We start from the raw sequence: 11,266 nt of genomic DNA, 5'->3' as shown, positions 1-11,266 counted from the left end.
ATCTTGGTCTATGATTGCATTATGAAGAAGTGTTCGACCAAATTCATCTAATTTAATTGCCATATTATATTACTAAAAATACATGATGCCCAACGCCCCGAGCATGGTATCGCAGGCAGATAGCGTCGCATGCTGCCTGTGGGCTATGCTCTTTGTTAGGCTCCGTTTTTAACTTTTACCTGTTCCGCACTCGCAGAACTTTTATTTTTTAAATCCTATGCCAACGATTTCATTGCGCTCTCAAATTCTATTCTCTTTTCAATCCCAATTTACGCTTGGGTTTTATCCAATAAAATGGAAAGATCGGTATGAATTAAGGTCGAATCCGATGACGCTATACTGGGATGAAAGCTAAAGCCTTAGAATCGCATTTATAACTCCAGTTTGCTTAAAAATTCGTTCGTTGTGAAAATCAAATTCCATGAAGATTTCAGCAAAAGGGAAAATCTAAAAAACTCATTTTTTCTTGTTCTAAAAATTTGCCCACTTAATGGAGCCTAACGAATCGGGCATGGTATCGCAGGCAGATTGCGTCGCATAGCTGCCTGTGGAATATGCCCCTTGTTGTGCTGAGTTTTTTATTTTTTGTAATACAATCACACACATTTACAGAGTCATTTTCACTTTCTGCTTTAGAGTGAGATTGCTTTTAATTTTATAATTCACGAGTAATTATTTAACACTTAATGTTCTAAAATTCAAGTTCGTTTCATGGATTATAAGGGGGAAATTACAATACAATTTTAGCTAAGGTTAAGCTCAATTAACCGTTTGCGATTCAACTAAAACTTCAATCATCTCAAATCTGCTTTACTCTAATCGAATTTTTGAATTTGTTCCGAATATTCTATTTAGACTCATCAACAAAGTTATAATTACTTTAATCGTCTGTATTTAAAAATAGCAAAAACAAATACCGCAGTTATATGAATCGAAATTACTGAGATAATTAAAAATAACTTAGCTAAACCATATTCATCATGGCCTAAAAAACTTAATTGAAACTGTGTTAACACAAATATATATCCAATTAAGATTACAAAGTTAATCACAAAAAACATCGAAAATTTCGTCCATTTATATAATCTACAGAGACTAATAATCCAGAGTCCTAGTAAAATCGAAATGATTAAAATTATTTCCATTTTTCTTATTCAGCACAACGGCTCGGGCATGGTGTCGCAGGCAGATTGCGTCGCAGATGCCTGTGAACTATGCCCCTTGTTGTGCCTAGTTTTTACTTTTATTTTCTCGCTTTTTGCAGAATGTTTTGAACTTAAAACTTTTCAAATTCCGCTAAACGTTCATTTCTTATTTTACGCTAACAAATCCATTTTCATAAATCTGAATTTGCAGACAGTTTTCAAAATCTGATTTCTCAAAATTTGCAGATCAAATCCCTTATAAAAAATCCTAAGTTTTGACTCTGAAATATTAAATCCAACTACGCTAATCGAAGATTTATAGGCAATCAAAAATCTTCAAGAAAATCTGTTAAGCTAACAAATCCAATTAGCAAAACAGGAAGATTAAGTCCACTTATATTTGAGGAAATTTATAGAAAATCTAAAAAATTAAAATCCGTTTGTAATCCAAAAATCGAAGTATTTGATTATCGAAAAAATCACTTTTGAATCTTAAAATCTAATTATTTATCCCTCATTTATAGAAACTTAAAGATTTATAATTTTCGTCTTTTTAGTTTCATACTTGGCTAATTGGGCACAACAATGGAGTATATACCATAGTCTTTTTCCACAGTGGCACATACACCCCTTGTATATTTGTTAAATTATGGAATCCAATGGATTCTCTATTTTTGTAATCTTATTTACTGCTACTCGGGTATAGATTTCTGTTGTACGTGTACTACTATGCCCTAAGAGCGCTTGAATATACCTCAAGTCTGTTCCTGATTCCAACAGATGTGTCGCAAAACTGTGGCGTAACATATGAGGGGTCACGTTCTTGCTAATTTTTGCGCGCTCTGCAGCTCTTTTCACTATTTTACCTACACTCGTAACACCGTATTTTCTTCCATCAGGGCCTTCAAACAAATATGTTTTAGGTTTCCAAAACTTATAATATCTCCGCAAATCAATCAGTAGCTTTTCAGAAAGCAATGTATAGCGATCTTTTTCACCTTTTGAACCTTCTACTCTAATAAGCATTCGCTTGCTGTCAATATCTTGTAACTTTAATTGAAGTAATTCACTTCTTCTTAAGCCTGCAGAATATAATAGCCCTATGATACATCTATTTTTAAGGTTACCGCTACAGGCTAGCATCTGATTGATTTCATCTTTTGCTAAAACTGTGGGTAATTTGTCTGCTTTTCTAGGTCGATCAATTTTATAAAAGCGATTTGGCATCTCCTTGACCACTTCATAATAAAATTTGATCGCATTAATTGTTTGATTCAGATAAGATCGTGATTTCTGCTTTTTTACCAATTGCTGTAAATATGCATGAATCATATCCTCATCTATTTGCATCAACTCATATGTCTTGTAGTGATTGATAAATCGCTCAAAACACATAATGTATATCTTGGCAGTATTTAATGCATATCTTTTAATTTCCAGTTTTTGAATATATTCATTCGGACAGGCCCTGTAACCTTTCTTTAACTCCCGATTATAAAACCAATCCCATGAAAGCGGCTTATTTTCATAAAAAAGTGTACTCTTTGGGAAAAAATGAGAACAATTTACCCAGGCTACGCCCCTAAATTTGTCAAATATTGCATTTACATTAGATGGAGTATTCAGTATAAAAACCATCTGGTAACGCACACTCCACTTGGGCGAAGGCAGTTCTTTCACCAGTGCTTGAATCAGCTTATTAGGATAAAACTGTATCCCGATACAACGCTGCTCATTGATCCACAGATGCTTTAAGGTAATATAAAGACCAGAAGACTTCATTTTACTTTTTATAGCAATAAAGCGAAAATAATAGTCTTAACGGTAGATTATACGGATAGGATTCGGAGATTATTCGTATAGAATACTTTTAACCATTTACCAGATTTTGAAATACCTATTATGATTGATCAATCACCATCAAATTGTCTTTGCTGTGGAAAAGTTTTGACCGGAAGAAAAGGAAAAAAATACTGTGATCAGTACTGTAAAAGTCGTCATCAATATGAAAGAAGGCTCGAAGACACACCAAGTATCTACTTTTTGGTAGATAAAAAATTGAGAAAAAATCGCTCGATCCTTAAAGTGTATAATAAAGCGGGAAAATCAACCGTCCGAAAGGAAACGCTAATCGCGGAAGGCTTTGACCCAAATTTCTTTACGCATTACTGGAAAAACAAAAAAGGAGATGTTTATCTGTTTGTTTATGAATATGGTTTCAACAAAAAAATTGAACATCAAAAAGAAAAATATGTCTTGGTACAATGGCAAGAATATATGAATCCATCACTCAAATTAACCTAAATACTAAAACTTAGATACAGCTTTGCCACCTGACTCACATTTTTTAAAAAGTCATATTATCTTTTTCAGTTTAAATTAAACTATTTTTAGTTTGCTAAGCAATAAGAAACGCATGAAAATTAATCGTTCTTTTCCTAATCTCAATAGCTCAGTATGATAATTACCAAACTTCCTTCACTTTGATATAGATTACATCGACTTAATTTAATCGGCAATGCTTTACTTAGATCAAGCTAACACATATAAATTTGCTGAGAATAATTCTTCCTCTATAATAAAATTTGGTCTGTTCTTCGCTAACAGACCTCTCAAGCATCATTTATTCATACGCTCTTAAGTGATATATTAGTTACTATATCAGTGAAAAAAACAGGTTTAAATTTATCATATATTTATTGACCTTAAAGCTAATTTGTTATTCAAATCGTTGAGAACATATGAGGTATTAATCGAAAATAAATAATGGTAATCACTAAATTCATAGTATCAACAATGGGTAAAAACCTTCGATTTAAGGCTGCCAAACTAAAAAACCTACCATCTTGTTTTTCAATCGATTATTCATCATTTCTTTATTTTTCTGATAGGATAATCCCCCTTCTTTATATTATTGTTAGTAGTAAAACTTACGTAAATATTTATGAATATTACCTTAGAACAAGCAGAAAAAGTAATCGCAGCAGCTAAACAAAAAGCTACAGCAATTGATACTAAAATGAATATTGCTATTGTAGATGCAGGAGCGAATTTACTCGCATTTGCTCGTATGGACGGAGCCTGGTTAGGTTCGTTAGATATCTCAATAAAAAAAGCAAAAACAGCTCGTTATTTTGATATGAACACTGGTCTAATTGGAGAATTATCCCAACCAGGGCAGTCTTTGTATAATATAGAACACTCAAATAACGGATTGATTACTTTTCCTGGAGGGATACCCATCAAAAATGCAGAAGATGTAATCATTGGAGCTATTGGAGTAAGTGGAAGTACGGTTGAAAATGATCATGCAGTAGCTGAGGCTGGTGCAGCTGCAATCTAGATAATAGCTTTATCTATATGAGGATGGATAGTTTTTCTTCAATGAATTTGACAGAATGACCTCCTCTTTTTAGAGAACAAATCATATCTTGTTTTATACATAAAGTTTGATTTAAATAAGCTCTAAAATTTCTTAACATAGATTGAAAGGATCTCTATTCATGCTAAAAGAGCAGACCGTAATTAACTACGACCTGCTCTTTTAGCTTTTTTACTCTAAGTATTGTAACCTTGAATGTGCGGGAATATAAGCCTCATCCCTAATACTTATTTTAAGAATAGATTTGATTAAAGCTCAAGAAATACTGTCTTTTTATTTAAAAGTATATTTACCATCTATAGGTACTATGCTTCCTTTCTCAAAGACTTTTTCATCATGATCATACCATTTCCCTTCTTTGCTGGAATTTGGTAAAGTAATCTCTGTGATGGAGTTAGAAGAAAAAGCTCTTAGTCCAATAAATTGCAGACTTTCTGAGAATTCTACAGAAGTAAGCTTATTATTGCTAAAAGCCTCCAAACCTATACTCTGAAGATTTTTTGGTAATTCTACAGAAGTCAATTGATTGCTAGTAAAAGTCCAATCCTCGATACGTTTAAGATTTGCTGGTAATTTTACTGAGGTCAGTTGATTTCTAATAAATGCCATACTACCAATGTATTGAAGATTATCTGGAAGCTCCACAGAAGTCAATTGATTATTAGAAAAGGCACCTTTCCCAATACGTTTAAGACCTTCAGGAAATTCCACAAAAGTTAATTCATTATCGTAAAAAGCATCTGTATCAATGCGTTCCAAATTTTCAGGTAACTCAATAGTAGTGAGCTTATTTTTATGAAAAATTAGTTCATTAATACGCTTAAGACTCTTTGGTAATTTAACAGAAGTCAATTGGTTCTTTGAAAAAGCGCCAAAGCCGATATACTCAATACTTTCAGGTATTTTTAAAAAGGTCAATTGGTTCTCTGAAAAAGCAACAGGCTCAATACGTTTAATGGTTGATGGTAACTCGATTGAAGTGAGATTATTATTTTTAAATGCACTATTACCAATACTTTTAAGACCATTGGGTAACTCAACTGAAGTAAGTTTCCGATTAAAAAAAAGACCATCGTCAATACTAGTAATCTGTTGCCCATGTAAATGAGATGGAATCACGATCTCAGTTCCGTCATAACTACAAGACTTGAGCACTCCATCTTCTACAGTAACATCTTTATCTTGTAAGATATACTGCGCTTGTACTTGTATACTAAAAAACAAAAATAACCCTACGATAAAGGTGCTGATTGAAAAATGACTCATCAGTTTATTAGTTTAGTTTTAAAAAATTTAATTCAAATTCAAAAGTAGATTAAATAGAAACAAGCTCTCATCCATTAACATAAAATTCATCAACTTTTCATCTACTAACTTCAATTGTAATAATTAGTTAACCCACTTCGCAATGTGTGTCATTATGGTAGCTAACTTTAAAGCAGTTATGTCCAAATACCTATTGAATCACAAAGAATTAGTTTTATGTGTTTAAGATATTCTTTCTTAAAAAGAATGTTTATGATTTTTCTTTGAAACGATAAGAGCAGACTCTAAATATCTACAGTCTGCTCTTTTATAGCTTTTTATATAAAGAATGGTGACTTTGTACGTGTAAGAATAAAAGCCTGTCTTTTTATTTAAAAGTATATTTACTATCCGTAGGCACTACACTTCCTTTTTCATGGACTATTTCATCAAAATCATACCATTTTCCTTCTTTATTTATATTGGGTAACTTCATTTCAGTGAAATAATTAACCCAAAAAGCACGTGCTCCAATTAGTTCCAGGCGGTCTGGTAATTCTACAGAAACAAGTCTGTTCTTATAAAATGCATAATTGCCAATACTTTCAAGATTATCTGGTAGTACAATAGATGTCAACTGGTTCTCTGAAAAAGCATAATGACCAATACTCACAAGACTATTTGGTAATACAACAGAGCTTAATTTATTCTCTGAAAAAGCATAATTGCCAATACTTTCAAGACTGTCTGGTAATACAATAGATAACAACTGATTCTCCGAAAAAGCCTTATATCCAATGCTTTGAAGATTTTTGGGAAGTATGATTGATTGAATTTGATTCTCTTCAAAAACATAATCTTCAATTATGAGCAACTCTTCAGGTAATACGATAGATGTCAGTTGATTTTCCATAAAAGCTCCTCCTCCAATTCGCTTAAGTTTTTTTGGAAATACAACAGACCTCAGCTGATTTTTCAAAAAAGCACGTTCATCAATAATTTTAAGGCTGTCTGATAATACAACAGATGTCAACTGATTCTCAGCGAAAGCACTTTCACCAATTCTTTGGAGATTTCTTGGTAATTCAAGAGAAGTGAGTTGATTATTTGAAAAAGCTTTATATCCAATCTTTTGGAGATTTTTAGGGAATGCAACAGATGCTAATTGATTCTCCGAAAAAGCTAGACCTTCAATCATTTCAAGATTATCGGGAAATACGACTGATGTCAGTTCATTTCCCATAAAAGCACGATTATCAATATTTTGAACAGTTTCAGAAAATACGACAGAAGTCAGTTTATTTTTCAAAAAAGCTAGACCACCAATACTTTCAAGACTGTCTGGCAATACAATAGATGTCAACTCATTTTCCTTAAAGGCACTAATCTCAATACTTTTTAGACTTTTAGGCAGTTGTACTGAAGTCAATTTCTTCCCTTCAAAAACACTGTATCCAATACTGATCACCTTTTGCCCATCTAATTCAGAGGGAATTATAATGTCAGTACCCCCATAAAAACATTTTACAAGCACTCCCCTTTCTACAAGTACATCTTCATCTTGTAAAACATACTGTGCTTGAACTTGAAGACTAAAAAATAAAAATAGCCCCAATAAATAGGAACTGCGTAAAAATTGATTCATCGGTTATTAGTTTAGTGTTAAAAATTTTAGTTCAAATTCAAAAGTATAACAAATAGAATATAGTAGCTAAACATAAATCAGTTAAGTTTTATCTAGATAACAACTGTCTTAGTGCTTATTTCCAATTTCTTATTGCATCACAAAATCCGTACTCTTGTGTCCAAAGCATTCTTTCAATGATAATACAACAACGATTCTAGAAACATGACTATATGCATTTCTCTCTAAAACTATAAGAGCAGACCATGTATAACTATGGTCTGCTCTTTTATTTCTTAGGAGTATATCTGACTTTAGATCGGTGAAAAGTCTCTTCTCAAAACACCTGATTTTGTGAAAATAAACTTAGTACATACACTTTAAAGACTGTCAGTTTTATTTGAATGTATAGCTACTATTCACAAACACCATACTTCCTTTCTGATGAACATCTCCTTTTCTATCATACCATTGTCCTTCTAAATTAGAATCAGGCAACTTTATTTCTCTAAATTGATTGTACCCAAAAGCATTTCTTCCAATTCTTTGAAGATTTTCGGGTAATTCTACAGAACCAAGCTGATTTTCCTCAAAAGCATAGCTCGCTATAGTTTGAAGACTTTTGGGGAATATAACGTTAGTCAGTTTATTTTTAGAAAAGGCCCACTCTCCGATCCTTTGAAGGTTTTCAGGCAATTCTACAGAGGTCAATTGATTACTTGAAAAAGCATCATCTCCTATACTTTCAAGGCCTTTTGGAAATACAACTGAAGTCAATTGATTATCAGAGAAGGTCATGTCTTCAATAGCTTTAAGATTTTCTGGCAACTCTATCGCTGTAATCTTATTGGTATAAAAAGCTTCTTCTCCGATACTTTGAATGCTTTTTGAAAATGTAACTGAAGTCAGTTGATTAAATGCAAAAGCATTTCTTCCAATACTTTCAAGGTTTTCAGAAAATACTACCGAAGTCAACTTATTATTAGAGAATGCCCAGTTTCCAATACTTTGAAGGCTTTCAGGAAAGTCTACTGATTTCAGTTGGTTATTGGAAAATACCTTATTCCCTATGCTCTCAAGATTTCCTGGTAATTCAACAGTGATCAATTGGTTCGCATAAAAAGCTTCATCCTCAATACTTTTTAGATTTTCTGGTAACTCTAAAGATGTCAATTCATTCTTGTAAAAAGAGCGATTTCCGATACGTTGAAGGTTTTCTGAAAACTCTACCGAAGTAAGTTTATTCAGCATAAAAGCCTCCTCCCCAATACTATTGAGGTTTTCTGGTAACTCCAAAGATATTAATTGATTCCCATAAAAAGCCCTACGTCCAATACTTTGAAGGTTTGTTGGTAAATCTACTGAAGTCAGTTCATTATTAGTAAAAGAATTACTCCCTATATTTTCAAGGCTTTTAGAAAAGTCTACTGAGGTCAGTTTATTTTCATAGAAAACATGATCTCCAATATCCTTAAGACTTTCTGGAAGCTTCACTGTTGTAAGTTCATTATGAGAGAACGCATTGTAATCAATATTCTGAAGACCCTCAGGAAGTTTTACCGAGATAAGTTTTTGGTTAGAAAACACACTAGCTCCAATACTAGTAATTTCTTGCCCTTGTAAAGAAGAAGGTATAATAATGTCATTCCCCTTGTAAGTACACCTTGTAATCGCTCCTTTTATTACACTTACATCTTCATCTTGTAAAACATATTGCGCTTGTACTTGAATACTTAAAAACAAAAATAGCCCTAGAATAAATGGACTGCGTAAAAATTGATACATCGGTTTATTAGTTTAGTTTTAAAAAATTTAATTCAAACTCAAAAGTATAATAAATCGAAACAAGTACCAATCCATTTATGTTAAACCATATAATCTACTAGATCTTAGACACTTGCTCTACGATTAATGTAAAGAGGCGTTCACAACCACAATATGATTCTCAAAAGCTATATAAAAGGTTTAGGGCGTGACAAGCCGAAATAAATTTCGGATCATCAAGTTAGTTTCTCTTTTAACGCTTTCAGTTCTTTCTCCAAGCGTTCAACTTCATTTTTATACTTCAGCATTGCTTTCTTCATCTGTTCTACTTTCTTAAACGCTTCTTCATCTTGAACCGCTTTATAAGTTATCACACCACCTTTATCACTAATTTTTGACTTAGCCCCACAAGTTGGACAAATTCCTACATCACTCATATTTCTAATATTAGATCGTTCAAATACAACAATCATAAAACAAATCAGTCCAAATCTTCATTCCCTAACGTTCGATTTCGCACATAACTGTCCTTTTTCCGAATACCTATTTTTCCATAAAAACAGTTCACAACAAACACTATCAATTAATAATCAACTACTTACAAATTTCCGGCACAGCTTTGGCATTTACCTTAAGCGTACCACAAAGGTACTTAGGTGATAAAGTTTCATCATCTAATAGATTCAGTGTTAAACAATTAGAAAGAACAGATTCAGTGTTCAAATCAACTTATAAAGACATTAAAATAACGAAGACCATGAGAAAATTTGCTACAATTATCGCCCTTATTACTTTGAGTATTTCAGCTAGTTTTTCTGCTTTTGCCTCAAACGATTTATACAATGAGAAAACAAACAAATATGAAAGCTTAAAGACCAAAGTAGCCGCTGCTAATAGCTCAGACTGGAACACACCATTTGTAGCTGCTCAAATTTGCCTAACTGATCTAGAAAATATGTCAGAAGCATACCTCTGGATTGAGCAATCGATCAAGGCCCAAGAGACCGTAGAAAACCGCACATTGAAAGGAGATTACTTTGCTCTTTACGGTTTGGATCAACTTGCATTTAACGAATACCAAAAAGCCCTAGATCTTCAGATTGCAAATGGTCATGAAGACTTTTCAGCCCTTCAAAATAAGATTCAAGCTTTGGGTAAATAAGATCATACACAATAAGCTCGATAACTTTTAAAAAACTTAGGAATCGTCATATCCCTGCCTATAAAAAACAGCCCTAGTTCCATACCAAGAACTAGGGCTACTTTTATCCAATATTTTTTGAAAACGAACTCGCTAAATCATTTTAATCCAAGACTTACCAATCATCCTTAGTGGAGCCTCCAAAAAGTAAAATTAAAGTTTAAAAAAATATAGAGTTTGTCAGATAGAACCATTTAAGTCACTAAACCTCTATACAACAACCTACCTTAATTAGAATATTATCTATTTTGTTTTAGCTTATATTTTATTTATTGTATCATTTTTGTAGTTTAGCTCTACAGTTGTGCTACTTCATGAGAAACCTCGAATATTCAGATAGAGTCTTACTAGAAAGATACCTTTCACTAGGGCTTTCGATCAAACGGATTGCTAAAATACTCCGTTTTGCTCCCTCCACGATATACCGAGAAATCAAAAGAAACTCATTTCGAAAAGCGAGTTATAAAGCAAGACGTGCTCATAAGCTTTTTATCGCCCGTAAAAAGCGAGTTGGAAGTATGAGCAAACATAAATCTTATAAGCCCAAAAGAAGATATCCTTACCTATTTATAAGAGATCGTAGAGAAATACTCTGGTTTTCAGATACCAAATTGGGTAGAAAAAAAGGCAGAACAAAGTCACGATTAAAAGGGGTATTCCGACGATACAGAAATCGTTTAGGTTATAAAAAATACCTTTTTATGAGTGATTATGTATTCTATCAATTTTTAGAAAAGCATCAAGGAAAGAAACTCCAAAGTCTAAAAGTTGATATTGGTTTTAAGTATTATTTCAAAAAATATCCGATCATAACTTCCCATAAACTTCGAACATACCACTCCCCTAGTTCAAAACTCAGGGCAGCATAACTATACCCTATTTTTTAAAAATCATACAAAGCCTTC

General features: G+C 32.7%; 9 protein-coding genes. 4 read left to right on the top strand and 5 right to left on the bottom strand.

Annotated elements, in window-relative coordinates; genetic code table 11:
• Positions 1 to 1,787: 1,787 nt before the first annotated feature.
• The gene (locus BC781_RS24055; RefSeq protein ID WP_109622852.1) at positions 1,788 to 2,927 is read right to left on the bottom strand and encodes a tyrosine-type recombinase/integrase; all 1,140 of its coding nucleotides are present in this window, start codon (positions 2,925 to 2,927) and stop codon (positions 1,788 to 1,790) included.
• Positions 2,928 to 3,047: 120 nt separating this feature from the next.
• Between BC781_RS24055 and BC781_RS24050 the strand changes: the two genes are divergently transcribed.
• On the top strand, positions 3,048 to 3,449 hold the full coding sequence (locus BC781_RS24050; RefSeq protein WP_109622849.1) for a hypothetical protein: 402 nt from the start codon (positions 3,048 to 3,050) through the stop codon (positions 3,447 to 3,449).
• 640 nt (positions 3,450 to 4,089) lie between these two features.
• Positions 4,090 to 4,488 carry a GlcG/HbpS family heme-binding protein gene (locus BC781_RS24045; RefSeq protein WP_109622847.1) on the top strand — a complete coding sequence of 133 codons (399 nt, stop codon included), beginning with the start codon at positions 4,090 to 4,092 and terminating at the stop codon, positions 4,486 to 4,488.
• 312 nt (positions 4,489 to 4,800) lie between these two features.
• Here BC781_RS24045 and BC781_RS24040 read toward each other — a convergent pair whose 3' ends face one another.
• The 4 genes from BC781_RS24040 to BC781_RS24025 all read right to left on the bottom strand — a co-directional run bounded on the left by BC781_RS24040 (position 4,801) and on the right by BC781_RS24025 (position 9,633).
• Positions 4,801 to 5,793, bottom strand: a complete 993-nt coding sequence (locus BC781_RS24040; RefSeq protein ID WP_109622845.1) for a leucine-rich repeat domain-containing protein — start codon at positions 5,791 to 5,793, stop codon at positions 4,801 to 4,803.
• 367 nt (positions 5,794 to 6,160) lie between these two features.
• Positions 6,161 to 7,417 carry a leucine-rich repeat domain-containing protein gene (locus tag BC781_RS24035; protein WP_109622843.1) on the bottom strand — a complete coding sequence of 419 codons (1,257 nt, stop codon included), beginning with the start codon at positions 7,415 to 7,417 and terminating at the stop codon, positions 6,161 to 6,163.
• 375 nt (positions 7,418 to 7,792) lie between these two features.
• Entirely contained in the window at positions 7,793 to 9,181 is a 1,389-nt protein-coding gene (locus tag BC781_RS24030; RefSeq protein ID WP_109622841.1) for a leucine-rich repeat domain-containing protein, read from the bottom strand.
• 215 nt (positions 9,182 to 9,396) lie between these two features.
• Positions 9,397 to 9,633, bottom strand: a complete 237-nt coding sequence (locus tag BC781_RS24025) for a hypothetical protein (protein ID WP_109622839.1) — start codon at positions 9,631 to 9,633, stop codon at positions 9,397 to 9,399.
• Between the two features lie 284 nt (positions 9,634 to 9,917).
• Here BC781_RS24025 and BC781_RS24020 point away from each other — a divergent pair, with 284 nt between their 5' ends.
• Both BC781_RS24020 and BC781_RS24015 read left to right on the top strand, forming a co-directional pair.
• Positions 9,918 to 10,322, top strand: coding sequence for a hypothetical protein (locus BC781_RS24020; protein ID WP_109622837.1), 405 nt, complete (start codon positions 9,918 to 9,920; stop codon positions 10,320 to 10,322).
• A 353-nt stretch (positions 10,323 to 10,675) separates the two neighbouring features.
• Complete coding sequence (locus BC781_RS24015; protein WP_109622835.1) at positions 10,676 to 11,230, top strand: helix-turn-helix domain-containing protein; 555 nt, start codon at positions 10,676 to 10,678, stop codon at positions 11,228 to 11,230.
• Positions 11,231 to 11,266: the final 36 nt, after the last annotated feature.

The organism is Sediminitomix flava (assembly GCF_003149185.1).
Lineage (GTDB): Bacteria > Bacteroidota > Bacteroidia > Cytophagales > Flammeovirgaceae > Sediminitomix > Sediminitomix flava.
The sequence above is the reverse complement of the archived record's forward strand: the minus strand, read 5'-3'. Positions and strand labels throughout refer to the sequence as shown.

Excerpts from the sequence above, each read along its gene's own strand:
- BC781_RS24055 (WP_109622852.1), bottom strand. The coding sequence starts at position 2,927 with ATGAAGTCTTCTGGTCTTTATATTACCTTAAAGCATCTGTGGATCAAT.
- BC781_RS24050 (WP_109622849.1), top strand. The coding sequence starts at position 3,048 with ATGATTGATCAATCACCATCAAATTGTCTTTGCTGTGGAAAAGTTTTG.
- BC781_RS24045 (WP_109622847.1), top strand. The coding sequence starts at position 4,090 with ATGAATATTACCTTAGAACAAGCAGAAAAAGTAATCGCAGCAGCTAAA.
- BC781_RS24040 (WP_109622845.1), bottom strand. The coding sequence starts at position 5,793 with ATGAGTCATTTTTCAATCAGCACCTTTATCGTAGGGTTATTTTTGTTT.
- BC781_RS24035 (WP_109622843.1), bottom strand. The coding sequence starts at position 7,417 with ATGAATCAATTTTTACGCAGTTCCTATTTATTGGGGCTATTTTTATTT.
- BC781_RS24030 (WP_109622841.1), bottom strand. The coding sequence starts at position 9,181 with ATGTATCAATTTTTACGCAGTCCATTTATTCTAGGGCTATTTTTGTTT.
- BC781_RS24025 (WP_109622839.1), bottom strand. The coding sequence starts at position 9,633 with ATGATTGTTGTATTTGAACGATCTAATATTAGAAATATGAGTGATGTA.
- BC781_RS24020 (WP_109622837.1), top strand. The coding sequence starts at position 9,918 with ATGAGAAAATTTGCTACAATTATCGCCCTTATTACTTTGAGTATTTCA.
- BC781_RS24015 (WP_109622835.1), top strand. The coding sequence starts at position 10,676 with ATGAGAAACCTCGAATATTCAGATAGAGTCTTACTAGAAAGATACCTT.